The organism is Streptomyces sp. NPDC017225 (assembly GCF_044331465.1).
GTDB lineage: Bacteria > Actinomycetota > Actinomycetes > Streptomycetales > Streptomycetaceae > Streptomyces.
The window spans coordinates 1-25,643 of the sequence record NZ_JBIRNE010000030.1; the positions used below are offsets into that span (position 1 = coordinate 1).

Genomic DNA, 25,643 nt, shown 5'->3' on the forward strand with positions numbered 1-25,643 from the left:
AGGTTCTCGCTTTCGCGTTTCCCTTTCCGGCGGTTCCGACTCTATCAGATCCTTTCGGGCCTGATTCCCAGTCAGCGGGGTTTGTCTTCGCGGCTTTTGGGCCGTTCCGACGAGGTGAGACTCTAGCGGATTCCCGGCTCCCGAGCTAATCGGGGACCGTGTCCTTTCGGACTCGGATTCCTCATTCCGCAATTGCACGCACCGACAGGACGACGACGCCGACAGCGCGACTGTTCGTCGAGACGTGGTTGGTACTTGCGGAATCGCTGTCCGGGGACCGACCGGGGTCGGCGCTCACGTCGGACAACTCGGAGAACACTACGAGTGTGGGACGGGCGTGTCAAACCTCGGGCCATACGGCCTGCGCGGGCGTACCGTGGGAGGCGTGACGACGCGTACGTGCACCCAGCTCTGGTGGGCCGCCTGACGGCGGCCGTACGCACGTATGCACTCAACGGCCGCCGCTTCGGCGGCCGTTCTCGTATCTCCCTCCAGGAGGGGCGGCCGGCGGGTGGCGGCGGCCCTGACCAGGAGGTGGAGAGATGACACGGGTCTTCAGTGGGATCAAGCCGACCGGGCACCTGACGCTGGGCAACTATCTGGGAGCCGTGCGGCGGTGGGCCGGGGAGGACCAGCACCGGTCGGACGCGCTGTTCTGCGTCGTGGACCTGCACGCACTGACCGTGGACCACGATCCGGCACGGGTGCGCAGACTGAGCCGGCAGGCGGCGTCCCTGTTGCTGGCGGCGGGACTGGATCCGGATCTGTGCACCGTGTTCGTGCAGAGCCACGTGGACGAGCACGCCCGGCTGTCGTACGTACTGGAGTGCGTCGCCACCGACGGGGAGATGCGGCGGATGATCCAGTACAAGGAGAAGGCCGCGCGGGAAAGGGAGCGGGGCGGCAGTGTGCGGCTGTCGCTGCTGACGTATCCCGTGCTGATGGCGGCCGACATCCTGGCGTACGGGACGGACGACGTGCCGGTGGGGGACGACCAGACGCAGCACGTGGAGCTGGCGCGGGATCTGGCGGTGCGGTTCAACCAGCGGTACGGGCACACGTTCGTGGTGCCGCGGGCCACGAGTCCGGCGGTGGCGGCACGGGTGATGAACCTGCAGGAGCCGGCGTCGAAGATGGGGAAGAGCGACGACGTCGGGCCGGGGATCGTCTATCTGCTGGACGAGCCGGACGTGGTGCGGAAGAAGGTCATGCGGGCCGTGACCGACAGCGGGCGCGAGGTCGTGTACGACCGGAAGGAGCGGCCGGGGCTCGCGAACCTGCTGGAGATCCTCGCCGCCTGCACGGGCGGGGAGCCGGCGGAGCTGGCCGGTGCCTACGACTCGTACGGCGCGTTGAAGAAGGACACCGCGGAGGCCGTCGTCGAGGTGCTGCGGCCCGTCCGGGAGCGGCACCAGGAGCTGTGCGCGGACCCCGGGTATGTGGAGGGCGTGCTCCGGGAGGGTGCTCGGAAGGCCCGGGCGATGGCGCGGCCGACCGTGGACGCCGCCTACCGGGCTATCGGGCTGCTGCCTCCCGTGAACGCGGCCCGGTAGGCGCGAGGTCCTGACCGAGGCGACATGAACCCCGCGTTCCCGGATTCGCCGGTTGACGCGGGGCGGGCGTGGCCGACGCCCAGTCGGTGCGGTGAACCCGCACCGGCCGGGCGGCCTCGGTCAGACGCCTGTCACCTCCGTGATCTGCTGGGCCGAGGCCATCGCGCCGGCCCAGACCCCGATGTCCTTGATGCGCACGGGCAGGTGACGCGTCCAGGTGTCGCCGTCCGTCGTGCCGCCGACGGTGAACTCACCCAGGCCGGAGGTGTTCGTGAAGGGCATCGCGTCGTAGTTCTGGTTGTGTCCGACGTAGAGCTCGATCGTTCCGTCCTGCGCGTCGTATACCCCGGTCAGCCGGACGGGTTCGTCCGGCTGGGCGGCGTCTACGGAGGTGATCGCGTCGTGGGTGCCGTCGGCGTTCAGGCGGCCGAAGCACCAGTAGCCGACGGGGACCTGTTTCTCCTCAAAGGTGTCCTCGTCCAAGACCGTCTCCTTACTGGCTCGGTACCACAGTCCCCAGGTGGAGCCGTCTGCCGCGCGCCTGCCCACGACCTGGCCGACGCGGCCGACGTCCCACGTGGAAACGGCGGCTCCGTCCAGCGTGACCTCCGTGCTCACCGTGAACGAACCGGTGCCGTCCACCAGTGGGCCGCCCGCTGCCGCCGCTCCGTCCACGCCGTCCAGTACGAGCGTCTCGCCGTCCAGGGTCGCGCCGCCGGACAGCGCCAGCTCGGGGCCGTATCCGGAGACCGTGTCGGTGAGTGCGGTGCCGGTCGCTCCACCGGCCGACCAGCCGGCCACCAGTTCGACGGCGTTGCGGCCGCCGTTGAGCGTGAGCCGTGCCTCGTCGGCGATCTCGGTGTCGGTCAGGGTCCGCTGCCAGACGGCGACCTCGTCGATGGAGCCGTCGAAGTAGTCGGTGTACTCAGTGGGCGACCCGTCCGACAGCGCGCGGCCGAACTGCAGCGGTCCGTCCGCCGCACCCTCAACGGGCGCGGTGCCGGTGGCCTGGAGGCGGCCGTTCACATACAGCCGTGTCTCATCGGCCGGTGCGTCGTACACCGCGGTGAGATGGGTCCATACCTCCGAGGTCGCCGGTTGTTCGGCCACCAGGGTGCTGTGGCCGGCGCCGGCGGGCAGGGACGGCCGCAGCGCCCAGGCGCCCCGGGCCGCGTCATAGGACAGGCGGAAGCCGCCGTCCTGTGCCAGCACGGTCCGGTCGGTGCCACCCAGCGTGTCGGGGCGTACCCAGGCCTACAGGGTGTAGGACTCGCGGGTGTCCACCACGGGGCCGCTCGTCGCCGCGTATCCGCTGTTGCCGTCCAGGGCCAGGCCGCGGTCCGTGACCGGGGACGGCAGATCCGTCCCCAGGGAGTCGTGAGTCCGGACCCCGCGCCGTCCCCGGTCGTCGCGGGTCGCGCCGCCGGTGAGCGTCGCGTCGTGCCGCGCCGTCCCCTCCTCCGCGCCGGAGTCGAGTGCGGCGCCGCTCACCTCGTCGAAGTGCCAGCGGCCGATGTCCTTCTGGCCGGCCGCGACCATGAAGTCCAGGTAGGCGGGTGACCCGGGCCAGCCGGTCTCGTCCACTGCCTTGACCTGGAGCCGGTACAACCCCGACTGCTGCGGGGTGTGGGTGACCGTGGCGGTCGCGCCTGTCACCGACGACCAAGTGTCCTGCGAGGAGATTATGTACTGGTAGGAGACGATGCCGGTGTCGGCCTCGTTCGGGGCGAACGAGATCTTCGCGGCCACTCCTGGCCCGCCGCCCTTGCGGCAGTCGTTGGACGAACACTCCGTGTACGGAGCGGCCAGGGTGATACGAGGAGGCAGCGGTGCCGTGGTATCGGCCTCCTCCGAGCCCTGTTGGCGCTGGGCTGCCTGGGTGACCGCCGCTCGGGCCCGCTCGCTCGCGTGCTGCGACGGCGGGACGTCCGGCCCTGCGGACGCGGCGTGGGCCGTCGTCGTGGGCAGCGTCAGAGCGGCTGCCGCCACGGCGAGCGTGGCGGCCGTGACCCCGTATCCCCTGCGCCGTCTTCGGTCATGTCCGTTCCCGCCTGTTCGTCCCCACCCCAGTGACACGGAATGCCCTCTCTTCCTTCACGATCTTGGCATGAGCACGGATTCAATCTCCCTGCTCATACGGCGTCAAGGCATTTGGGGGGCGGCCGCGACTGGGGCGACGTGCCTGGGCGAGCGGCCTGGTCGACCGGTCCGCCGGGAGGTCAGTCCTTGGTGCCGGAGGCGAGTTCGCGGCTGCGGTCGCGGGCGGCTTCCAGGGCGGCGATGAGGGCGGCGCGGACGCCGTGGTTCTCCAGTTCGCGGATGGCGTTGATGGTGGTGCCGGCGGGGGACGTGACGTTCTCGCGGAGCCTGACCGGGTGTTCGCCGCTGTCGCGGAGCATGGTCGCGGCGCCGATCGCGGACTGGACGATCAGGTCGTGGGCCTTGTCGCGGGGCAGGCCGAGGAGGATGCCGGCATCGGTCATGGCTTCGACCAGGTAGAAGAAGTACGCAGGGCCGGAGCCGGAGAGGGCGGTGCAGGCGTCCTGCTGGGACTCGGGGACGCGGAGGGTCTTTCCGACGGCGCCGAAGATCTCCTCGGTGTGGGTCAGGTGGGCGGCGGTGGCGTGGGTGCCGGCGGAGATGACGGACATGGCCTCGTCGACGAGGGCCGGGGTGTTCGTCATGACGCGGACCACCGGGGTGCCGGGGGCGAGGCGTTCCTCGAAGAAGGCGGTCGGGATGCCGGCCGCGCCGCTGATGACCAGGCGGTCGGCTGGGACGTGCGGGGCGAGTTCGTCGAGGAGGGCGCCCATGTCCTGCGGCTTGACCGTGAGGATCAGGGTGTCGGCGGACTTGGCGGCCTCGGCGTTGGTGACCGGGGTGACTCCGTGGCGGGTGCGGAGCTCTTCGGCCCGTTCCTCGCGGCGGGCGGTGACCAGGAGGTCGGCGGGGGCCCAGCCGGCTCCGATCATTCCGCTGAGCAGGGCTTCGCCGATCTTGCCGGTGCCGAGGACTGCGACTTTGTGGGTCATGGCTTTCGGTGCCCTCCGGTGCCCTGTCTGGGGTGCGTCGTCCGTCGGCGTCATCCTCGCATCCCGGGGGTGGGTGGGGGTGGGGCGTCCGGTGGGCGGGATGCCGGTGGAGGCGGGTGTGCCGGTGGGGCGGTTATGCCGTCCGGCGTTTGAGGGTGGCCGCGCCCAGGGCCAGGACCAGGAGTGCGCAGCCCGCGACGATCAGGGCGTCCCGTACGAAGGCGGTGGTCATGCCGGGATGGCGCAGGACCTCGTTCATGCCGTCGACCGCGTAGGACATGGGGAGGACGGCGGAGACGGCCTCCAGGGCGGGGTGCATCCGGTCGCGCGGCGTGAAGAGGCCGCAGAGGAGGAGCTGGGGGAAGATCACGGCCGGCATGAACTGGACCGCCTGGAACTCGGAGGCCGCGAAGGCCGAGACGAAGAGGCCCAGTGCCGTGCCGAGGAGGGCGTCGAGCAGGGCGACCAGGAGGAGGAGCCAGGGGCTGCCCGTCACGTCGAGGCCCAGGAACCAGACCGCCAGTCCGGTGGCGAGGGCCGACTGGACGACGGCGAGGGCTCCGAAGGCGAGGGCGTAGCCGGCGATGAGGTCGCCCTTGCCCAGCGGCATGGCGAGGAGGCGTTCGAGGGTGCCCGAGGTGCGCTCCCGCAGGGTCGCGATGGAGGTGACCAGGAACATCGTGATCAGCGGGAAGATCCCGAGGAGCGAGGCGCCGATGTTGTCGAAGGTGCGCGGGCTGCCGTCGAAGACGTAGCGGAGCAGGAACAGCATCACGCAGGGGATCAGCATCAGGAGCGCGATGGTGCGGGGGTCGTGGCTCAGCTGGCGCAGGACCCGGGTCGCGGTGGCGGTGGTGCGGGAGAGGGTGAGGGGGCGAGGGCGGGGGCGGGTGGCGGCCGGGGGCGTGGGGGTGGTTGTGCGGGTCGTGGGAGTGGTCATGGGGTGGGCTCCTTCGTGCGGGCCGTCGCCGTCGCCTCGTCGACCAGGTGCAGGAAGGCCTCCTCGACCGTCTCGGAGCCGGTGCGGGTGCGCAGGGCGCCTGGGGTGTCCCCGGCGAGGATCTCGCCCTCGCGCATCAGGAGGAGGCGGTGGCAGCGCTCGGCCTCGTCCATGACGTGGGAGGAGACGAGGAGGGTGGCACCGCGGTCCGCGGCGATGGAGTGGAAGAGGTTCCAGAGGTCGCGGCGCAGGACGGGGTCGAGACCGACCGTCGGTTCGTCGAGGACCAGGAGGTCGGGGGCGCCGAGGAGGGCCACCGCGAGGGAGACCCGGCTGCGCTGGCCACCGGAGAGCTTCCCGGCCAGGGCGTCGGCGTGGGTGGTGAGGTCGACGTCGGTGATGGCGCGGGTGACGTCGTCGTGGCGGTGGTCGGCGGCCGCGCGGCCGGGGGCGAGGATCGCTGCGAAGTGGTCGAGGTTCTGGCGGACGGTCAGGTCGTCGAAGACGGACGGCGCCTGGGTGACGTAGCCGATGCGGGTGCGCAGGGCGGGGTGGCCGGCGGGGTGACCGAGGACGTCCAGGGTGCCGGTGACCTTGGCCTGGGTGCCGGCGATCGCGCGCATGAGGGTGGACTTGCCGCAGCCGGAGGGGCCGAGGAGGCCGGTGATCCGGCCGCGCGGGACGGTGAAGTCGAGGGCGCGCAGGACGGTGCGGGAGCCGCGTACGACGGTGAGGTTCTCGGCGCGGACGGCCGGTGGGGCGGGGACGCCGCCGCCCTCTTCTTCGGGGGGTGGTCCTTCGGGGGGTGGGGAGGAGTAATTCATCATGCGATGAATACTCCTCCCGGGTGTGGGTCGCGTCAAGCCGTCGGGGTCGTCGCGAGCAGGAGGCGGGCGTCGTACGTCTCCTCGACGATTCCGTCCGGGAAGAGGGTCAGGAGGTGCCGGCGCTCCTCGGCCAGAAAGGCCGTGCGGCGTTCCTCCGTGTCGGTCAGGAAGACCGAGTGGCTGCCGAGGTTGGCCAGGTGGGTGGCGAGGGGGACGCGGCGGCTCCAGCGGACGTCGCGGTGGGTGAGGTCGAGACGGCCGGCGGGGTCGGCGACGTGGGCGTCGAGGTTTCGCTGCTCGGCGGAGATGTCCAGCCCGAAGTGCCGGTCGGCGCGCTCCGCGGCAGCCGCGATCCACGGCACGTCGAGAGCGCTGGTGTTCCACCACAGCGCGAGCGCGCCGCCCGGACGCAGCACACGCAGCGCCTCCGGGACGGCCAGGGCGGGGTCGGTCCAGTGCCAGGCCTGGGCGTAGGTGAGGAGGTCGGCGCAGTGGCCGGCGAGGGGGAGGGCGTTGCCGTCGCCCCGCACCATCGGCACGCCGGGCAGTGTGCGGCGGAACTCGGTGGCCATGCCCGCGCCGGGTTCGACGGCGATCACGTCGGCACCCCGCGCGTGCAGGCGGGCGGTGGCGATGCCCGTACCGGCGCCGACGTCGACGACGCGGGAGCCTGCCAGGGGGCGGCCGGTCAGCTCCTCGATCGTGTCGAAGAGGGCGGGCGGGTAGGAGGGCCGGTTGGCGGCGTACTGGGCCGCGGCGGCGTTGAAGGAGCGGGCTCGGGCGGTGTGGGTGGCGGGTCCGGGGGCCACGGAGGGCCCGGGCGGCACGGGTGTCGTCATACGGCCATGGTGGCCGGGGGGTTCTGGCGCGCAGCGGGTTTTTCGGGAAGGAGACGGGCGGTCGGCGGGGGCTCGGGCGGGTCCTAGCGGCGGCGGCGCTTCTTGGACGGGTTGCCCGAGCGGCGGGTGGTGCGCTTCTCGTAGTCCTCGCGGGCCTTGTCGTACTCGGCACGGTGGAGCTTCTCGCCCGGGGCCTCGGCGAAGGTGCGGAAGAAGTAGGCGAGGAGCGAGCCGACGAAGCCGATGGCCAGCAGCCCGCGGAGGGAGGCCTGACGGTCCGGGTCGGGTCGGCTGGTGAAGGCGGACCAGGTGTGGCGGAAGGCCAGGGCGCTGCAGATCGCGAACATCACGATCACCAGCAGCGAGACGAAGCTGCCGATGTCGGCGATCTGGAGGCCCTGGTAGGCGATGCGGAGCACGAAACAGGCGGCGGCCGCCGCGGCGAGGGAGCCGACGGCCAGGCCGGCCCGGCGCGCGGCGTAGCCGTTGTCGTGGTTCACCCAGGTCGTGCCGTAGAACCGGATGGGTTCGGGGCGGGGACCGGCGGGGGGCGTGGAGCCCGCGGGGGTGTCCGGGATGCCGTTCGTACCGTTCTCTGCGCTCACGGGTCGATTATGGCGCCGGGGGTGCCGCGGGCTCCGGGTGGGATGGGAGACGGGGCGGGACGGGCGCGTTCTAGCAGCGGGGGGCCACGTACCCGTCGCTGCCGGTGCGGATGTAGGCGTCGGAGACGTACTGGCCGCTGCCGATGTTGTCCCAGATGTTCGAGGTGCCGTACGGGCCCGACACGCGGGTGCCGGGTGACTGGCAGTTGATCCGGACGCTGGCGCCCTCGGGCAGGGCCCGGACGACGGAGTAGTTGGTGCCGGGGCCGCTGCGGACGTTCAGCCGGTAGCCCGGAGCGACCGGGTAGGAGCCCGCGGCCATGGCAGCCGACGCCGCCGTGGTGACGGCCTCCGCGGTCGGTGCCGCGGTGGCTTCCGCGGTCGTCCCCGCGGCTGCCGCCGCGGCTGCCACCGCGGTCGCCGTCTCGTCCCCGCCCTCGACGTCCGTGATCTGGTCGACAGACATGAAAAGCCTCCCCCGTCGCGCCCCGCGAGTCTCGTGGGGTCACGTTGATCTCCATGGAACACGCGTAAAAACCAGCCACGAAACATCAGTTCGCGACTCGCACACGGAGGCTAGCAAGCCGCCTCGGTCCCGTACGACCCATCGACTAGGCTCCGAAACGTCGCGCGCGGGGACGAACAGCACGGGGGTGGTTCCATGGCGCCGCAGCGGAACGCCGGAGCGGGCGCGGAAGCGGAACTTCCGGAGTACGCCGGTCACTACCGTCTGGAGTCCTGTCTGGGCTCGGGTGGCATGGGCGTCGTTCATCTGGCCCGGAGCACCTCCGGGATGCGGGTCGCGGTGAAGGTCGTACACGCCCGGTACGCCATGGACCCCGAGTTCAGAGGGCGGTTCCGGCAGGAGGTGGCCGCCGCGCGGCGGGTGAGCGGGGCCTTCACGGCGCCCGTCGTCGACGCCGATCCGGATGCCGGGCGCCCCTGGATGGCCACCCTGTACATCCCCGGCCCGACGCTCTCCGAGCAGGTGAAGCGGAACGGCCCCATGGACCCGGACCAGTCGCGCCGGCTGATGGCCGGGCTCGCGGAGGCGCTGCGCGACATCCACCGGGTCGGGGTCGTGCACCGTGACCTGAAACCGAGCAACGTACTGCTGGCCGAGGACGGGCCGAAGGTCATCGACTTCGGCATTTCCCGGCCGAAGGACAGCGAACTGCGCACGGAGACCGGGAAGCTGATCGGTACGCCGCCGTTCATGGCGCCCGAGCAGTTCCGGCGGCCCCGGGAGGTGGGCCCCGCGGCCGACGTCTTCGCGCTCGGGTCGCTCATCGTGCACGCGGCGACCGGGCGCGGGCCCTTCGACTCCGACAGCCCGTACGTCGTCGCCTACCAGGTCGTGCACGACGAGCCCGACCTGACCGGCGTGCCGGAGACGCTCGCGCCACTGGTGCTGCGGTGTCTGGCCAAGGAGCCCGAGGACCGCCCCACGCCGGACGAGCTGATGCGGGAACTGCGGTCGGCGGCGGCGGCGTACGACACGCAGGTGTTCGTACCGGCGCCGGGGACACGGGCGCAGGACACACCGGGGACACGGAGGCAGGACGCGCCGAATCCCCAGGACACGCCGGAGGCAGGGGCGGGTGAGCCCGGGGCCCGGGCCGACGTGCCCCGGGAGCGGTCCGCGCGGCGCCTGGGCCGGCGGACGGTTCTGGTGGCCGGGGCGCTCTGCCTCGCCGTGATCGGCGGGCTGGCCTCGGTCCAGGTGCTCGACGGCACGGAGCAGACGCGGAAGACCGCCGCCGCACAGAGCGCGCCGGGCGGCTTCGGCGAATGGGAGGCGGTGCCCGCCTCGGCGGCCGGCTCCGGCATGCCGCAGTGCTCGTATGCGGCGGACAGGCTGCTGTGCGCGCGACCGGGGCTGGTCCTCGCCGTCGATCCGGCCGACGGCGGCACGCTGTGGCGGCACGACGTGGCGGGGGCGACCCGGAGCGAACCGCCGGTCGTGTCGGGCGGCCTCGTCCAGCCCTCCCTCGGCCGGATCGGTGACCTGGAGGCGCTGGACCCCGCCACGGGCGAGCCGGTGTGGCAGGAAGACGTGCCCGAGTACGACGGGCTGCGGGCGGTCGGCGACATGCTCCTGCTCACCCGCTCCGACGGCACGGTCACCGGCGTGGACAGTTCCTCGGGCGAGACCAAGTGGTCCCGCCGGATTCCGGGGCAGGCGGTGCCGTACTTCTCGTCGGTCGTCGGGGAGCCGGGGGAAGCGGCGGCGTACGCGGCGAGTCCGTCCGCGGACGGGGCCGGGACCAGGGTCACCGCGGTGGATCCGGCGACGGGCGACGTGCGGTGGGACGCGCGGCTGGAGGGGTCGCTGACGCCCGTGGGGACGGCGGCCGACGGGTCCGTGTACCTCCTCGCCGACGGGGCCGTCTACGGGGACGCCAAGGGGGTGGTCCGGTACACACCCGGCACCGGGACCACCCGCCGGGTGGAGCTGCCCGTGCCGGTCGCACAGGCGGAGGCCGGTGTGCGCGGTGACACCGTCTACCTCATGGGTGCGGGTGGCTCGCTGGTGGCCGTCGACATGGCCGCGGGAAAGCAGGAGTGGCGGCTGGAGACGGGCGTGAGCCGGGGCTCGGTGCCCGTCTGTGACGGACGGCACGTGTACGTCACCGCTCCCGACGGGCGACTGCTCGGTGTCGACGCGCGCGAGGGCAGGCTGCTCGGGCAGACCCGGCCGCGGCTCGGCGCCGGCTCCGACCGCGTCCCCGCCGCGCTGCCGGCGCCCGTACTCGCCGGCGGTCACGTCTACGCCGGTGCGCCCGACGGGACCGTCTTCGGCGTGGAGGGACGGGACCCGGCCGCCTGGTGACCCCGCCCGGCGGCCCCGCCGGACTGGCGGGGCAGACGGGACTGGCGGGGCTGGCGGGGCTGGCGGGGCTGGCGGTCAGCCCAGCTTGCTGACGTCGCGCACCGCGCCCTTGTCCGCGCTCGTCGCCATCGCGGCGTACGCCTTCAGGGCCGCGGAGACCTTGCGGTCGCGCTTCTTGGGGGCGTACACGCCGTTCAGGGCCTGCTCGCGGCGGGTCAGCTCGGCGTCGTCGACCAGCAGCTCGATGGAGCGGTTCGGGATGTCGATGCGGATCCGGTCCCCGTCCTCGACGAGGGCGATGGTGCCGCCGGCCGCCGCTTCGGGCGAGGCGTGGCCGATGGACAGGCCCGAGGTGCCGCCGGAGAAGCGGCCGTCGGTGACCAGGGCGCAGGCCTTGCCGAGGCCTCGGCCCTTCAGGTACGAGGTCGGGTAGAGCATCTCCTGCATGCCGGGGCCGCCCTTGGGGCCCTCGTAGCGGATGACGACGACGTCGCCCTCCTTGACCTGCTGGGTGAGGATCTTCTCGACGGCCTGCTCCTGCGACTCGCAGACGACCGCCGGGCCCTCGAAGGTCCAGATCGACTCGTCGACGCCGGCCGTCTTCACGACGCAGCCGTCGACCGCCAGGTTGCCGCGCAGGACCGCGAGGCCGCCGTCCTTGGAGTACGCGTGCTCGGCGGAGCGGATGCAGCCGCCCTCGGCGTCTTCGTCCAGGGTGTCCCAGCGCTCGGACTGGGAGAAGGCCTCGGCGGAGCGGACGCAGCCGGGAGCCGCGTGCCACAGTTCCAGGGCCTCCGGGGACGGGGAGCCGCCGCGGACGTCCCAGGTCTTCAGCCAGTCGGCCAGGGACGGGCTGTGGACGGAGTGCACGTCCTCGTTGAGCAGGCCCCCGCGGTGCAGTTCGCCGAGGAGGGCGGGGATGCCGCCGGCGCGGTGCACGTCCTCCATGTAGTACGTGCGGTCCTTGGCGACGTTGGGCGCGACCTTGGCCAGGCAGGGGACGCGGCGCGAGAGGGCGTCCATCTCGGTGAGGCCGAAGGGGACCTCCGCCTCCTGGGCGGCGGCCAGCAGGTGCAGGATCGTGTTGGTGGAGCCGCCCATCGCGATGTCCAGCGCCATGGCGTTCTCGAAGGCCGCCGAGGTGGCGATGTTGCGGGGCAGGACCGAGTCGTCGTCCTGCTCGTAGTAGCGGCGGGTCAGGTCCAGCACCGTGTGCGCGGCGTTCTCGTAGAGCGCCTTGCGGGCGGTGTGGGTGGCCAGGACCGAGCCGTTGCCGGGGAGGGAGAGGCCGATGGCCTCGGTCAGGCAGTTCATCGAGTTGGCGGTGAACATGCCGGAGCAGGAGCCGCAGGTCGGGCAGGCGTTCTCCTCGATACGGAGGATGTCCGCGTCGGAGATCTTGTCGTTGACCGCCTCCGACATCGCGTCGACCAGGTCCAGGGTGCGGACCGTGCCGTCGACCAGGGTGGCGCGGCCGGACTCCATCGGGCCGCCGGAGACGAAGACCGTGGGGATGTTCAGGCGGAGCGCCGCGTTGAGCATGCCCGGGGTGATCTTGTCGCAGTTGGAGATGCAGATCAGGGCGTCGGCGCAGTGGGCCTCGACCATGTACTCCACGCTGTCCGCGATCAGGTCGCGGGAGGGCAGGGAGTAGAGCATGCCGCCGTGGCCCATCGCGATGCCGTCGTCGACCGCGATCGTGTTGAACTCGCGCGGGATGCCGCCGGCCGCGACGACCGCCTCGCCGACGATCCGGCCGACCGGGGCGAGGTGGGTGTGGCCCGGCACGAACTCCGTGAAGCTGTTGGCGACCGCGATGATCGGCTTCCGCCCGATGTCCGCGCCGGGTACACCGGAGGCACGCATAAGGGCGCGGGCGCCCGCCATGTTGCGGCCGTGGGTGACTGTGCGGGACCTCAGTTCGGGCATCGTCGCTCGCTCCTTCGGAGGGTAATGACTGTCGTCGAGCGTACGCCGGTCATCCAGGGGCCGGGACAGGGTGTCCGTATTACGGGATTACGGGATGCCCGTCTCGCCGGCGACGCCGTGTGAAGGGGGCTTCAGGGGCCGGTGAGGTGGCCCTGTACGACCGGGGCCAGGCGGGCGATGATCCGCTCCGGGTCCGCCGAGGCCAGCGGCTCCGCCCTGATCACGTACCGGAGCACCGCGCACCCCACCAGCTGCGCGGCCGCCAGCTCGGCGCGCAGCTCCGCGTCCGGCAGGTCCAGCCGGGCGGCGATGCGGCGCAGCAGCTGGGTGGCGATCAGGCGGCGGAAGACCGCGGCGGCGGTCTCGTTGTTCAGGGCGGAGCGGACGATGGCCAGCAGCGGAGTACGGGTGGCCGGGTTCTCCCAGAGGCCGAAGAAGAAGCGGGTGAGGCGCTCGCCGACCCCGTCCAGGGGGCCGTCGCCGATCGCCTCGGGGGCCCCGAGCACCGGTGCGAAGGCGACCTCGACGGCCGCCTCGAAGACCTGTTCCTTGGTGCCGAAGTAGTGGTGCACCAGCGCCGGGTCCACGCCCGCCGCCTTGGCGATACCGCGTACGGACGTCTTCTCGTAGCCGCGCTCGGAGAACTCCTCGCGGGCCGTGGAGAGGATGCGGTCGCGGGTGCCGGCGGACTCCGTGCGCGGGGGGCGGCCGCGTCGGCGGGTCCCGTCGGCGGCGTCGCTCACCTGCGGTCCGTCTTCGTCGCCGGGCCCGAGGGACCCGCCGACGCCGGCGACGCCAGGTGGAGGCGGGTGAAGGCCAGTGCCTCCGCGAGATCGGCCTCACGTTCGGCGCTGGACATCGCGCGGCGGGTGTTGACCTCGATGACGACGTGGCCGTCGAAGCCGGTGTGCGCGAGGCGCTCCAGCACCTCGGCGCAGGGCTGGTCGCCGCGGCCGGGGACGAGGTGCTCGTCCTTGGCGGAGCCCTTGCCGTCGGCGAGGTGGACGTGGCCGAGGCGGTCGCTCATGCGGTCGAGCATGTCGAGGGCGTCGGTGCGGGACGTGGAGGCGTGGCTGAGGTCGATGGTGAAGTGGCGGTAGTCGTCCTTCGTGACGTCCCAGTCGGGGGCGTACGCCTGCATCTCGCGGTCGCGGTAGCGCCAGGGGTACATGTTCTCGACGGCGAACCGCACGTCCGTCTCGTCCGCCATCCGCCAGATGCCGCTGACGAAGTCCCGGGCGTACTGCCGCTGCCAGCGGAACGGCGGGTGGACGACGACGGCGGACGCGCCGAGCTTCTCGGCGGCGGCGCGGGCGCGCTGGAGCTTGACCCAGGGGTCGGTGGACCAGACGCGCTGGGTGATGAGCAGGCAGGGCGCGTGCACGGCGAGTATCGGCATCCGGTGGTAGTCGCTGAGTCTGCGCAGCGCGTCGATGTCCTGGCTGACCGGATCGGTCCACACCATGACCTCGACCCCGTCGTATCCGAGGCGTGCGGCGATCTCGAAGGCCGTCGCCGTCGACTCCGGGTAGACGGAAGCCGTCGACAGGGCGACCTTCACGTCCGGGGTTCGGACGACGTCCCTTGGTTCTGCCACGAGGGTCAGGTTACGGGGTGGGGCCGGGTGGGCGCGGGGGGCCCTTTCGCCGTTGTGGTGAGTGCCATAGGGCGAGCGCGGGGTGGGTGGTGGCCTGTCGCGCCCGCGCGGGGACACGGCCCGCGACCACCCGGCGGGACCGCGCGCCGACACGACCCGCACCCCACCCGACGGAGCCGCACACCGACACCACCCGCACCCCACCCCGCGGAGCCGCACACCGACACCACCCGCACCCCACCCCGCGGAGCCGCGCGCCGACACGGCCCCGTGCCGTTTGCGGGGCGCGTCATCCCTGGCCCATGTGATCCAGCCGACGCAGGATCACGCCCTCCCGCAGCGCCCACGGGCAGATTTCCAGGCTCTCCACGTGGAGGAGGTCCATCGCGGCCTCGGCCACCAGGGCGCCGGCCAGGAGCTGGCCCGCGCGGCCCTCGGAGACACCGGGGAGTTCGGCGCGTTCGGCGCTGGTCATGGCCGCCAGGCGGGGCACCCAGGCCTCCAGGGAGGCCCGCTTCAGCTCGCGCTGGACGTAGAGACCCTCGGCGGAGCGGGCGGCGCCTGCGATGCGGGCCAGCTGCCGGAAGGTCTTGGAGGTGGCGACCACGTGGTCGGGGGCGCCGAAGCGGCTGAAGTCGCCGACCGTACGGGCGATCTCGGTACGGACGTGGCGGCGCAGCGCCCTGACGTCGTCCGCGTGGGGCGGGTCGCCGGGCAGCCGGGCGGCGGTCAGCCGGCCCGCGCCGAGCGGCAGCGACACGGCGGTGTCGGGTTCCTCGTCGATGCCGTACGCGATCTCCAGGGAGCCGCCGCCGATGTCGAGGACCAGCAGCTTGCCCGCGGACCAGCCGAACCAGCGGCGGACGGCCAGGAAGGTGAGCCGGGCCTCCTCGGCACCGCTGAGGACCGCCAGCTCGACGCCGGTCTCGTCGCGCACGCGCGCGAGGACGTCGTCCGCGTTGGTCGCCTCGCGCACGGCGGAGGTGGCGAACGGCAGGAGATCCTCGACACCCTTGTCCTCGGCGGCCTGGAGCGCCTCCCGGACGACCGCGACCAGCCGGTCGACGCCGTCGGGGCCGATCGCCCCGTCCTTGTCGAGGAGCTGGGCGAGGCGCAGTTCCGCCTTGTGCGAGTGGGCGGGCAGCGGACGCGCGCCCGGGTGCGCGTCCACCACCAGCAGATGCACCGTGTTCGAACCCACGTCGAGGACACCGAGTCTCATGTACGGAACGCTACTGCCAGCGGGCCGGGCGGCGGTGCCGTCATCCGGCTCGGGCGTCTTACCCTGGAGCCGTGCCAAAGACGAAAAAGGCGAAGGACGAAAAGTCGGCCAAGAAGGACAAGAAGAACACAATGGGCGGCCAGGGCGACGAGAAGGGCTTCGCTGACGAGAAGGGCCTCGACTTCGCGCGCGCGTGGGTGGAGTTTCCGGATCCGGCGGACGACGAACAGGTCTTCCGGTGCGATCTGACATGGCTGACCTCCCGCTGGAACTGCATCTTCGGCAGCGGCTGCCACGGCATCCAGGCGGGCCGCGCGGACGACGGGTGCTGCTCGCTGGGCGCCCACTTCTCCGACGAGGACGACGAGAAGCGGGTCGCCGGGCACGTGGCCAGGCTCACGCCGGACGTCTGGCAGCACCACGCCGAGGGCACCGAGCACGGCTGGGTCTCCGAGGACGACGAGGGCTCCCGACAGACCCGGCCCTTCCAGGGCTCGTGCATCTTCCAGAACCGGCCCGGCTTCGCCGGAGGCGCGGGCTGCTCGTTGCACATCCTGGCTCTGAAGGAGGGCCGGGAGCCGCTGGAGACCAAGCCGGACGTGTGCTGGCAGCTCCCGGTCCGGCGGACGTACGAGTGGATCGACCGGCCCGACGACACGCGCGTTCTGCAGGTGTCGATCGGTGAGTACGACCGGCGCGGCTGGGGCCCGGGCGGGCACGACCTGCACTGGTGGTGCACCTCGGCGACCTCGGCGCACGGCGCGGGTGACCCGGTGTACGTCTCCTACCGGCCGGAACTGGTCGAGCTGATGGGCAAGGCGGGTTACGACCGGCTGGCCGAGCTCTGCGAGGAGCGGCTGGCCTCGCAGCTGCCGTTGCTGGCACCGCATCCGGCGGACCCTGCCCGCTGAGGCGGGGCGTCACAAGGCCGGGAACCACTCAGGCCGGACGCCACTTGGGCCGAGAGCCGCTGAGGCGGGGGCACGAAGCCGACGCCACAAGGCCAGGAGCCGCTGAGGCTCGGCCGCGGGAGGCTCGGGATCGTAGGTGCCGGGCAGCCGGGGACGGTCTCAGGGCGTTCTACGAGCCGGTCGGGCCCGGGGTGCCGCTGTCGCCCGGCAGCGGTGACGAACCGCCCGTGCCGCCGGTCGGGGACGGTCCGGTGGGTGTCGGGTCCGGATCGGGCGACGTGGGCGACGGGTCGTCGGTGGGTGACGGGTCGGTGGTGGGCGTCGGGTCGGTGGGTGCCGAGGGGGACGACGACGGCTCCGGGCCGGGGTCGGACGGGGAGGGCTGGGACGTGGAGTCGCCGGGGGCACCGGGGCGCGGGCCCGGGTGCGACGGGCTGGGCGCGGTGCCGTAGCCCTCGATGGAGACGACGGCACCGGTGGGCGAGACGGCCACCCGGGCCCTCCAGTGGCCGGACGGCTCGCGCAGGTGGTCGACGTACACCTTGACCGTCAGGGTCTCGCCGGGGCGCAGGGTGCCCGACGACTGGCTCAGGTAGAGCCAGGGGGCGCTGGTGGACGCCGCCCAGCGCACCGGTGCGTCGCCGGTCGCGGTGAGGGCGACCAGCGTGGTGTCGCCGTAGTGGCCGGCCGTCACCTCCAGGTGGCCGGCGCCCTTCTCGGCGGCACCGGGGACGCTGACGACCTCGACGGAGACGTCGGCCTTGCCGTTACTGCCGAAGCGGGTGCCGGGGGTGGTGGTCGCGTTGCCGGTGTTCTCGTAGCCGTGGCCGCCGTCCGCGGACTCGCCGTCCGGGCCGTCGGGGTGCTGGGCCTCGCTGGCGGTGGCCGAGCGGCCGTCCTCGCCCTCGCCCACCGGGGTGCCGCGGTAGGCGGCCCACAGCGCGAGGACGGGGGCGGCGATGACGGTGGCGACGACGGTCGTGGTGACGGCACGCGCGCGGAGGCGGTCCCGCCGGGCCGCGCGGTCCTTGGGGGCCATCGGGAAGCCGCGCCGGTCGAAGCGGGGGGCCGAGCCCCGCGCGCGGGGGGGATGCTCCATGGCGACATGCAGTGCCGCGCGGGGGGCCACCAGGACGGGCAGCTCGGCGGGCGTCACGCTCGTGCCGGGCCAGCGGCCGGGGATCGCGCGTTCGGCGGTACGGCGGCAGCGCGGGCAGTCGTCGACGTGCCGGACCAGCTCGCGGCGCAGGGCCGCGCTCAACACGTACTGGTCGTCGCCGGTCAGGCGGGCGACGCCCGGGCAGGTGCCGGTCTCCACGACGGCGAGGGCCGCGCGGGTGCGCTCGACCTCGCAGGCGGCGGAGGCGAGCAGCTCCCGGGCGACGGCCAGGTCCATGCCCAGGACGGCGGCGACCTCATGGGCGGCGAGGTGGTGGCGCACGGCGAGTTCGAGGGCCTCGCGCTGCTCCGGGGTGGTGCCGGCGGCCTCCGGCCAGGCGAGGAGGGCGAGGTCGCGGTCGCGGTGGGACCGCCGCTGCTCCTCGTCGGCCGCCTTCTGCCCGTCATGCCCGTCACACCAGTCATGCCCGTCGTGTCCGTCGTGTCCGTCCCGCTCGCCGTACGCGGCGGCCGAGGGCGCGGGGCGCTGTCGGCCGACGCCGGGGCGGCCCGCCGCGTGACTGCTCGGACGTTGCCGCTTGGCCTCGGCCAGCTTGCGCAGGCAGGCCCAGCGGGCCAGCGCGTACAGCCAGGCCCTGCGGTCCCCGGCGGACTCCGGGCCTCGGTGGCCGCGGCGGTCGGCGAGCACGAGGACATCGCCCAGGGCGGCGGTCGCGGCGTCGTGGTCGCAGAGCACGGACAGGCAGTACGTGAACAGGCCGTCCAGATACGCGTCGTACGCGTCGTAGCGCGCGGGCGGGCGCTGCGCCAGCGTGCGCGCCGCGATGCGGTCGCGCGCCTCCCGGCGCGTCCGGTGGGCGCCGGTCGTGCGGGTCGTGGTCTCCGGACTGCTCCTCATCACCCGGCGACCGTAGGGGGCTATGGGTGGCGCGGACTGGCGCATTGGCCGCTTTTAATCCGTACGGGTGAAACGATCCCTCATAAGGGGACAGGAAGCTGTCGTTCCGCGGCTGGACCAGGGTGAGCGGTGGCCCGTTCGGGGTGGATGGGGCCGGTCGGAGACCGGTTGGAGGCCGGTCGGAGGCGGCGGACGACGGGGCGGGGACGGGGCGGCGGCGACCCGGCCGCGGGGCTGAACCGGCGGCGGGGCGCCGGGGCGGCGGGAACGGCTCATCGGCGACGGGGTGGGGCGGCCGGTCTCGTGGGGGCTTGGTTCTCGTGGCGTGTGTTGTCAGTGCGGGCGGTTACGGTTCGTGCATGGCTGCCCGTACGAAGTCCACCAAGGAACGGCCGTCCTACCGCTGCACCGAGTGCGGCTGGCAGACGGCCAAGTGGCTCGGCCGCTGCCCCGAATGCCAGGCCTGGGGCACGGTCGAGGAGTACGGCGCGCCCGCGGTGCGTACGACGACGCCGGGGCGCGTCACCACCTCGGCGCTGCCCATCGGCCAGGTGGACGTCCGGCAGGCGACCGCCCGCTCCACCGGCGTGCCCGAGCTGGACCGGGTGCTCGGCGGCGGCCTGGTGCCCGGCGCCGTGGTGCTCGTCGCAGGCGAGCCCGGCGTCGGCAAGTCCACGCTGCTGCTGGACGTGGCGGCCAAGTCGGCGAGCGAGCAGCACAAGACCCTCTACGTCACGGGTGAGGAGTCGGCGAGCCAGGTGCGGCTGCGCGCCGACCGCATCAAGGCCATCGACGACCATCTGTACCTCGCCGCCGAGACCGACCTCGCGGCGGTCCTCGGACACCTGGACGCGGTCAAGCCGTCCCTGCTGATCCTCGACTCCGTGCAGACGGTGGCCTCCCCCGAGATCGACGGCGCCCCCGGCGGCATGGCGCAGGTGCGGGAGGTGGCGGGCGCCCTGATCCGCGCCTCCAAGGACCGCGGCATGTCCACTCTCCTCGTGGGCCACGTCACCAAGGACGGAGCCATCGCCGGCCCCCGCCTCCTCGAGCACCTGGTGGACGTCGTCCTGCACTTCGAGGGCGACCGCCACGCGCGCCTCAGGCTGGTCCGGGGCGTCAAGAACCGCTACGGCACCACCGACGAGGTCGGCTGCTTCGAGCTGCACGACGAGGGCATCACCGGCCTGACCGACCCCAGCGGGCTGTTCCTCACCCGCCGCGCGGAGCCCGTGCCCGGCACCTGCCTGACCGTCACCCTGGAGGGCCGCCGCCCGCTGGTGGCCGAGGTGCAGGCGCTCACCGTCGACTCCCAGATCCCGTCCCCGCGGCGGACGACCTCCGGCCTGGAGACGTCCCGCGTGTCCATGATGCTGGCCGTCCTGGAGCAGCGCGGCCGCATCAGCGCCCTGGGCAAAAGGGACATCTACTCCGCCACGGTCGGCGGTGTGAAGCTCTCCGAGCCGGCCGCCGACCTGGCCATCGCGCTCGCCCTCGCGTCGGCCGCCAGCGACAGCCCGTTGCCCAAGAACCTCGTCGCGATCGGCGAGGTCGGCCTCGCCGGTGAGGTGAGACGGGTCACGGGCGTGCAGCGCCGGCTCTCCGAGGCGCACCGTCTGGGCTTCACGCACGCCCTGGTACCGACCGACCCCGGCAGGGTCCCTGACGGCATGAAGGTCCTGGAAGTCGCGGACATGGGGGACGCCCTGCGCGTACTTCCGCGTTCGCGTCGGCGAGAGGCCCCACGGGAGGAGGAGGACCGCCGGTAGACTTTGCCCTGGTCTCGCCCGTCCGTACGACCGAGTGTGCGACAGGGCAGCACCTGAGAACCTGCGACCGGAGGAGTGCAGTGGCAGCCAACGACCGGGCAGCAGCTCCCGGAAGGTCCGGTGGGAGCGCCGGTGCCGATGGCCTGATGCGCGCCTCGCTGAGCGCGGTGGCGCCCGGCACGCTCATGAGGGACGGCCTGGAGCGCGTCCTGCGCGGCAACACCGGCGGTCTGATGGTGCTGGGCTGGGACAAGACCGTCGAGTCGATGTGCACGGGCGGCTTCGTGCTGGACGTCGAGTTCACCGCGACCCGGCTGCGCGAGCTGTGCAAGCTCGACGGCGGCATCGTGCTCTCCTCGGACCTGTCCAAGATCCTGCGGGCGGGCGTGCAGCTGCTCCCCGACCCGACGATCCCCACCGAGGAGACCGGTACCCGGCACCGTACGGCGGACCGGGTCAGCAAGCAGGTCGGCTACCCCGTCGTCTCCGTCTCCCAGTCCATGCGGCTCATCGCCCTCTACGTCGACGGCCAGCGCCGCGTGCTGGAGGACTCCGCGGCGATCCTGTCCCGCGCCAACCAGGCCCTGGCGACCCTGGAGCGTTACAAGCTCCGCCTCGACGAGGTCGCGGGCACGCTGTCGGCGCTGGAGATCGAGGACCTGGTCACCGTCCGGGACGTGTCGGCGGTCGCCCAGCGCCTGGAGATGGTGCGCCTCATCGCCACCGAGATCGCCGAGTACGTGGTGGAGCTGGGCACGGACGGCCGGCTCCTGGCGCTCCAGCTGGACGAGTTGATCGCCGGCGTGGAACCCGAGCGCGAGCTGGTCGTGCGGGACTACGTGCCCGAGCCCACCGCCAAGCGCTCCCGCACGGTCGACGAGGCGCTCGCCGAGCTGGACAAACTCAGCCACGCCGAGCTGCTCGAACTGTCCACGGTCGCCCGCGCCTTGGGCTACACGGGTTCCCCGGAGGCCCTGGACTCGGCGGTGTCGCCACGCGGTTTCCGGCTGCTGGCGAAGGTTCCGCGGCTGCCGGGCGCGATCATCGACCGGCTGGTGGAGCACTTCGGCGGCCTGCAGAAGCTGCTCGCCGCCAGCGTGGACGACCTCCAGACGGTGGACGGCGTCGGCGAGGCGCGTGCGCGCAGCGTGCGGGAGGGTCTGTCACGGCTGGCGGAGTCGTCGATCCTTGAGCGGTACGTCTAGCGGCACTGGCGGTACGTGGAGCGGTACGGCTGGTCGTCACGGCTGCATGTACAGCTGTCGGTGCGGCCGCATGCGCAGCTGTCGTCACGGCTGGACGTAACGGAAGCTGTCGGTGCGGCCGGCCGTACGGCTGCCGGTGCGGCCGGGAGGGTCGTGCCGGCGTCAGTCGCTCTTCAGCACGAACGACGCCCGTACCTTCTCGAACCCCGCGGCCTTGGCCTCCACCAGGTACGTCCCGGCCTTGGCCGAACCCGCCGGAGGCGTCCCGCACTCGGGGGCGCTCGGCTTGCGGTCCCACTTCGCGGTGTAGGTGATGCCGCTGCCCGCGCCCACCCGGTACTGCAGGCTGCCCGCGCCCTTGACGCAGTCGTCGGAGGACCAGTAGGCGTCGTCGGCGTCGGCCGGCGTGATCGTCAACACCGTGTGCTTCGGGCCGAGATCGACCTTGCAGTCGCTGCCGGAGGTGTTCCGCGCGGTCAGTTCGAAGGTGGGTGTCTGACCGGGCGTGTAGTCGTTGCGGACGCTGCGCAGGCTCAGCTTCACCGCCCCCGGAGAGCAGTTGGGAAGGCTCGACCCACCCGGCAGGGCGTCGCCCGCACCGACGCCGGTCACCGCACCGCCCGCCGAGCCGCCTCCGCCGGCACTGCCCGATCCACCGGACCCGGCGCCGCCCCCCGACTCACCACCGCCGGAACCGGAACCGGAATCAGAACCGGAACCGGACCCGTCGCCGGAGCCACCGCTCCCTGAGCCCGGACCCGACCCGTTGGAGTCCCCGCTCCCCGACTCGTCGCGCCCGCCCGGCGCCTGACTGGTCACCGGCCCGGAACCCGACGGGCCGGGAGTGATCGAAGGAGCCGGGTTCTTGCCGTTGGCGCCGTCCTCGCGGTCCTTGCCGTCACCCCCGCCGCCGGCGACCACGACCCACGTGATCAGTAGCGCCAACAGGGCGAACAGGGACAGCAGTACGGCCCTCCGTCGCCAGTAGATGGTGGAGGGAAGCGGCCCGACCGGATTGCGCAGAGATCCCACGGCGCAAACTGTACGAGAGATCGGCGCGTTCCCCTGTCCCACCCGCCGTTCAGAGCGGCAACTTTTACGGATCATCATTCCGGAAACCGGTCACGACCCCCTGCCGATCGTCAGGTTGGCCATGTGTCGATCGCAGGGTGTGACCGTAACGCGCCGCCGCCTACCGTCAGTGAGCATGACCTTCGAGGACGACGAGCTCTACCGCGACATCACCGGCTTCGCCGACGACACCCCGACGTGGGTACAGCACACGGTGGAGGTGTGGACAGAGGCGGGAATCCTGTTGTTCGGCGCGCTGTTCGTGGTCGCCTGGTGGCGGTCGCGCCACGGCAGCACCCATGCGTTCGCGATCGCGGTCCTTGCACCTGTGGCCACGGCTATGGCGTATGTGTGCAGTGAGCTGCTCAAGTCCGTTTTCAGCGAGGAACGTCCGTGCCGGGCGGTCACTGCGGCGGTGCCGTCCCTGGCCGAGTGCCCGCCGACCGGCGACTGGTCCTTTCCGAGCAACCACGCGACGATAGCGGGGGCCTCGGCCGTCGGCCTGGCCCTGATCCGGCGGACGGTCATCTGGCTGACCGCCCCGCTCGCCCTGCTGATGGCCTTCTCCCGGGTCTTCGTCGGCGTCCACTATCCGCACGACGTCGCCACCGGGCTGCTGCTCGGCGCCGTCGTCGCCGCCACGGCCGTACGCCTGGGCAGACACCCGGTGATACGACTGGCCGAGGCGATGCGCGCGTCGTCGGCGCCCGCGGTGCGGTGGCTGACCGGCCCCGGAGCGCCCGCCGCTTCCGCCACCGCGTACGCCCCCTCGCACCGGCGCCGTTGAGAGGCGTCAGGTATCCGTCTCGACCAGGCCCGCCTCGTACGCCACGATCGCCGCCTGCACCCGGTTGCGTACCTCCAGCCGGTCCAGCACCGCGCTCACGTACGCCTTCACCGTGCCCTCGACGAGGTGCAGCCGGGCGGCGATCTCCGGGTTGGACAGGCCGGCGCCGACGAGGCCGAGGACCTCGCGTTCACGGGGGCTGAGCCGCGCCACACGCGCACGTGCGTGTTCCTCACGGGCGAGCCGGCCGCCGCCACCGCCCCTGCCGAGGTCCTCGATGACGTAGCGGGCGACCTTCGGGGACAGGAAGGCGGCACCCTCGGCAACGGCCCGTACGCCCGCCATCAGTTCGTAGGGGTCTCCGGACTTGAGCAGGAAGCCGGTAGCACCACCGGCCAACGCGCGCGCCACGTAGGACTGTTCGGAGAAGGTCGTCAGCATGGCGACGGCCGTGCCGGGGACGGACCGTACGATCTCCCGCGCGGCGGCGAGTCCGTCCAGGCGGGGCATGCGGATGTCCAGCAGGGCCACGTCGGGGCGGTGGGCGCGGGCCAGTTCGACCGCCTGGCGGCCGTCACCCGCCTCGGCGACGACCTCGCTCTCGCCACCGCTCGCCAGGATGGCGCGCACCCCGGCACGCACCATCGCCTCGTCATCGGCCAGCAGTACCCGGATCACCGTACGGACTCCTCGTGTTGCTCGCGCTGCTTGTACCGCTCGTCTTGCTCGCCCTGTTCGCCCTGCTTGTGCTGCTCGTCTTGCTCGTCTTGCCGGAGTCCCTCGCCGGACGGTCCGGCACGGGGGACGACGTCCTTGGCGACCAGGTGCCCGTCGTCGTCGAAGCAGAGCCGGAAGTGGTCGACGGATACCAGGAGCTCCCCGCTCGACCGGAAGTAGCGGCAGTCGGCGCCCTTCGGGGGCTCGGGCGCGCGTTCGGAGGGTGGGTCGTGGACCGCGCGGTCCGGCAGTACGGGGGCGACCTCCTCGTACGGCGTGCCCAGGCGCAGTTGCGCGTACTCGGCGGGGCCGAGCACCGAGTGCGTCTCGGTGTACGCGTACCAGCCGAAGGCCGAGCCGACCAGCACGACGCCCGCACCGGCGGCGGCACCCAGACCGAGGGCGACCCGGCGGCGGGCGAGGGTGAAGGGGGCCGAGGGGGTGGCGACGAGGGCCGGCGCGGATGTCTGTTGTGCGGGGACGTACGCCCGGACGCGGAACCCCTCGCCGTCCGGGCCGGCCCGGAAGTCGCCGCCGACCGAGGCGACGGCGGCACGCAGTCCGAGCAGCCCCGAACCGCCCGACGAGGGGGCCCCGGCCTCGGTGGCCCGCCCGTTGGTGACGGTGACCGTCGTACCGTGGGCCTGGCCGGTGACCGCCACGACGACGGGTGCGCCCGGCGCGTGCCGGGCCGCGTTGGTCAGCGCCTCGCGCACCACACGGTGATGCAGGCGTTCGGCGACGCCGCCGGGGGCCGGGGTGGTGGCGTCCTGCGGTTCCCAGCGGACGGGGAGCCCCGACTCGGCGGCCCGGGCGACGAGCTCCTCGACGCTCTCACCGGCCGGGGTCAGCGGGGCGGGTTCGTCGTGGACGGACACCTCGCGCAGTACGCCGATGATGCGGTGCAGGTGGTCGGTGGCGTCGGCGGCGGCGACGCGCAGGTCGGCCGCGGCGGCACGGTGGCCGGCCGCGAGCCCGGGGGCGACCTGGAGGGCGGCGGCGCGCAGGGCGAGCAGGCTCAGTTCGTGGCCGAGGGAGTCGTGCATGTCCTGGGCGATCCGGGCGCGTTCGCGCAGCCTGGCCCGTTCCTCGGCGTGCCGCTGTTCGTCCTCCAGACGGGCCGCCCTGAGCCAGCCGGCCTCCGCGAGGGCCCGGCTCTGCCGCCAGTAGCGTCCGCCGAGCCAGGGGAAGACGCAGCCGAAGAGCAACGTCCCCGTCAGCACCAGCCACTCGGGCACCGGGTCGACGCCGACCAGCACGATCCGCACCGTGCCGACGACGCCGGCACCGACGAAGCAGGCCACCGCGCGACGCGCCCGCTGGGCGCGCAGGCCCAGCAGCAGGGCGAAGACGCCGAGGGCGGGACCGTAGGACACGCTGAAGAGAGCGGGGGCCGCGGCCAGGCCCAGGCCCGCCGCCAGCGCGAAGGCGGTGAGCGGCTGGCGCCGGGAGAGCGCGACGGCCACGGCGAGGATCCCCAGGCCGGCCAGCTGCTGCCAGAGGGGACGCGGCTCGTTCAGCCCCAGTCGGTCGGCGGTGACGGCGGGGAGAGCGAGGGTGCCCCAGAGGAGGGCACCGCTGCCGAGAGGGGTGAGGCGGGCGGGGGCGCGACCGGGCCCCACGTCGCCGCCGCGACCGGGCCCCAAGCCGTCGCCGCGACCGTGCCACGCGCCGCTGCCGGACCCCGCGCCACTGCCGGACCCCGCGCCGCTGCCGGGCCCCGCGTCGCCGGTCCCGGCGTCGTAGGCCGGACGGGTACCTTCCATGGGACGGACGCTACAAGCGGCGA

Annotated in this window: 21 protein-coding genes and 1 pseudogene; 6 read left to right on the plus strand and 16 right to left on the minus strand. The window is 72.9% G+C overall.

The window, feature by feature from the left end; genetic code table 11:
* Positions 1 to 542 precede the first annotated feature (542 nt).
* The gene (trpS, locus tag ACH4NX_RS35640) at positions 543 to 1,553 is read left to right on the plus strand and encodes a tryptophan--tRNA ligase (protein WP_398130102.1); all 1,011 of its coding nucleotides are present in this window, start codon (positions 543 to 545) and stop codon (positions 1,551 to 1,553) included.
* Between the two features lie 120 nt (positions 1,554 to 1,673).
* Here trpS and ACH4NX_RS35645 read toward each other — a convergent pair.
* The 8 genes and pseudogenes from ACH4NX_RS35645 to ACH4NX_RS35680 all read right to left on the minus strand — a co-directional run.
* Positions 1,674 to 2,795, minus strand: a pseudogene (locus ACH4NX_RS35645) (LamG domain-containing protein); the annotation flags it as partial.
* A gap of 12 nt (positions 2,796 to 2,807) precedes the next feature.
* Positions 2,808 to 3,542, minus strand: a complete 735-nt coding sequence (locus ACH4NX_RS35650; protein WP_398130103.1) for a hypothetical protein — start codon at positions 3,540 to 3,542, stop codon at positions 2,808 to 2,810.
* 230 nt (positions 3,543 to 3,772) lie between these two features.
* Positions 3,773 to 4,585, minus strand: a complete 813-nt coding sequence (proC, locus tag ACH4NX_RS35655) for a pyrroline-5-carboxylate reductase (RefSeq protein ID WP_351401076.1) — start codon at positions 4,583 to 4,585, stop codon at positions 3,773 to 3,775.
* 133 nt (positions 4,586 to 4,718) lie between these two features.
* Complete coding sequence (locus tag ACH4NX_RS35660; RefSeq protein ID WP_351401074.1) at positions 4,719 to 5,525, minus strand: ABC transporter permease; 807 nt, start codon at positions 5,523 to 5,525, stop codon at positions 4,719 to 4,721.
* Positions 5,522 to 6,352, minus strand: coding sequence for an ABC transporter ATP-binding protein (locus ACH4NX_RS35665; RefSeq protein ID WP_398130104.1), 831 nt, complete (start codon positions 6,350 to 6,352; stop codon positions 5,522 to 5,524). The genes ACH4NX_RS35660 and ACH4NX_RS35665 overlap by 4 nt, the downstream gene beginning before the upstream one ends.
* 32 nt (positions 6,353 to 6,384) lie before the next feature.
* Positions 6,385 to 7,191, minus strand: coding sequence for a class I SAM-dependent methyltransferase (locus tag ACH4NX_RS35670; RefSeq protein WP_351401070.1), 807 nt, complete (start codon positions 7,189 to 7,191; stop codon positions 6,385 to 6,387).
* An 83-nt stretch (positions 7,192 to 7,274) separates the two neighbouring features.
* Complete coding sequence (locus ACH4NX_RS35675) at positions 7,275 to 7,796, minus strand: EamA/RhaT family transporter (protein ID WP_398130105.1); 522 nt, start codon at positions 7,794 to 7,796, stop codon at positions 7,275 to 7,277.
* A 70-nt stretch (positions 7,797 to 7,866) separates the two neighbouring features.
* A complete protein-coding gene (locus ACH4NX_RS35680) occupies positions 7,867 to 8,262 on the minus strand; it encodes an SH3 domain-containing protein (protein WP_351401065.1) in 396 nt (131 codons plus the stop codon).
* Between the two features lie 195 nt (positions 8,263 to 8,457).
* On the opposite strand from ACH4NX_RS35680, the gene ACH4NX_RS35685 reads away from it, so the two are divergent.
* Entirely contained in the window at positions 8,458 to 10,629 is a 2,172-nt protein-coding gene (locus ACH4NX_RS35685; RefSeq protein ID WP_398130106.1) for a serine/threonine-protein kinase, read from the plus strand.
* A 75-nt stretch (positions 10,630 to 10,704) separates the two neighbouring features.
* Here the strand turns inward: ACH4NX_RS35685 and ilvD are convergent, their stop codons facing one another.
* The 4 genes from ilvD to ACH4NX_RS35705 all read right to left on the minus strand — a co-directional run bounded on the left by ilvD (position 10,705) and on the right by ACH4NX_RS35705 (position 15,377).
* The gene (gene ilvD / locus ACH4NX_RS35690; protein WP_398130107.1) at positions 10,705 to 12,558 is read right to left on the minus strand and encodes a dihydroxy-acid dehydratase; all 1,854 of its coding nucleotides are present in this window, start codon (positions 12,556 to 12,558) and stop codon (positions 10,705 to 10,707) included.
* A 131-nt stretch (positions 12,559 to 12,689) separates the two neighbouring features.
* Positions 12,690 to 13,301, minus strand: coding sequence for a TetR family transcriptional regulator (locus tag ACH4NX_RS35695; protein WP_398130108.1), 612 nt, complete (start codon positions 13,299 to 13,301; stop codon positions 12,690 to 12,692).
* Positions 13,298 to 14,155, minus strand: a complete 858-nt coding sequence (locus ACH4NX_RS35700; protein ID WP_351401057.1) for a sugar phosphate isomerase/epimerase — start codon at positions 14,153 to 14,155, stop codon at positions 13,298 to 13,300. Before ACH4NX_RS35700 ends, ACH4NX_RS35695 begins: the two co-directional genes overlap by 4 nt.
* A gap of 289 nt (positions 14,156 to 14,444) precedes the next feature.
* Positions 14,445 to 15,377: a Ppx/GppA phosphatase family protein gene (locus ACH4NX_RS35705; RefSeq protein ID WP_351401055.1), complete on the minus strand. Its 933-nt coding sequence runs from the start codon at positions 15,375 to 15,377 to the stop codon at positions 14,445 to 14,447.
* A 71-nt stretch (positions 15,378 to 15,448) separates the two neighbouring features.
* Between ACH4NX_RS35705 and ACH4NX_RS35710 the strand changes: the two genes are divergently transcribed.
* Complete coding sequence (locus tag ACH4NX_RS35710) at positions 15,449 to 16,288, plus strand: hypothetical protein (protein ID WP_351401053.1); 840 nt, start codon at positions 15,449 to 15,451, stop codon at positions 16,286 to 16,288.
* Between the two features lie 169 nt (positions 16,289 to 16,457).
* Here ACH4NX_RS35710 and ACH4NX_RS35715 read toward each other — a convergent pair whose 3' ends face one another.
* Entirely contained in the window at positions 16,458 to 18,305 is a 1,848-nt protein-coding gene (locus ACH4NX_RS35715; protein ID WP_398130109.1) for a hypothetical protein, read from the minus strand.
* Positions 18,306 to 18,664: 359 nt separating this feature from the next.
* Here ACH4NX_RS35715 and radA point away from each other — a divergent pair, with 359 nt between their 5' ends.
* Entirely contained in the window at positions 18,665 to 20,074 is a 1,410-nt protein-coding gene (radA, locus tag ACH4NX_RS35720) for a DNA repair protein RadA (protein ID WP_351401048.1), read from the plus strand.
* Positions 20,075 to 20,154: 80 nt separating this feature from the next.
* The gene (gene disA / locus ACH4NX_RS35725; RefSeq protein ID WP_345597267.1) at positions 20,155 to 21,279 is read left to right on the plus strand and encodes a DNA integrity scanning diadenylate cyclase DisA; all 1,125 of its coding nucleotides are present in this window, start codon (positions 20,155 to 20,157) and stop codon (positions 21,277 to 21,279) included.
* A gap of 162 nt (positions 21,280 to 21,441) precedes the next feature.
* Here the strand turns inward: disA and ACH4NX_RS35730 are convergent, their stop codons facing one another.
* Complete coding sequence (locus tag ACH4NX_RS35730) at positions 21,442 to 22,311, minus strand: hypothetical protein (RefSeq protein WP_398130110.1); 870 nt, start codon at positions 22,309 to 22,311, stop codon at positions 21,442 to 21,444.
* Between the two features lie 175 nt (positions 22,312 to 22,486).
* On the opposite strand from ACH4NX_RS35730, the gene ACH4NX_RS35735 reads away from it, so the two are divergent.
* Positions 22,487 to 23,137, plus strand: a complete 651-nt coding sequence (locus tag ACH4NX_RS35735; RefSeq protein ID WP_398130111.1) for a phosphatase PAP2 family protein — start codon at positions 22,487 to 22,489, stop codon at positions 23,135 to 23,137.
* 6 nt (positions 23,138 to 23,143) lie between these two features.
* Here the strand turns inward: ACH4NX_RS35735 and ACH4NX_RS35740 are convergent, their stop codons facing one another.
* A complete protein-coding gene (locus ACH4NX_RS35740; protein ID WP_351401041.1) occupies positions 23,144 to 23,815 on the minus strand; it encodes a response regulator transcription factor in 672 nt (223 codons plus the stop codon).
* Positions 23,812 to 25,620: a sensor histidine kinase gene (locus ACH4NX_RS35745; protein WP_398130112.1), complete on the minus strand. Its 1,809-nt coding sequence runs from the start codon at positions 25,618 to 25,620 to the stop codon at positions 23,812 to 23,814. Before ACH4NX_RS35745 ends, ACH4NX_RS35740 begins: the two co-directional genes overlap by 4 nt.
* Between the last annotated feature and the right edge of the window lie 23 nt (positions 25,621 to 25,643).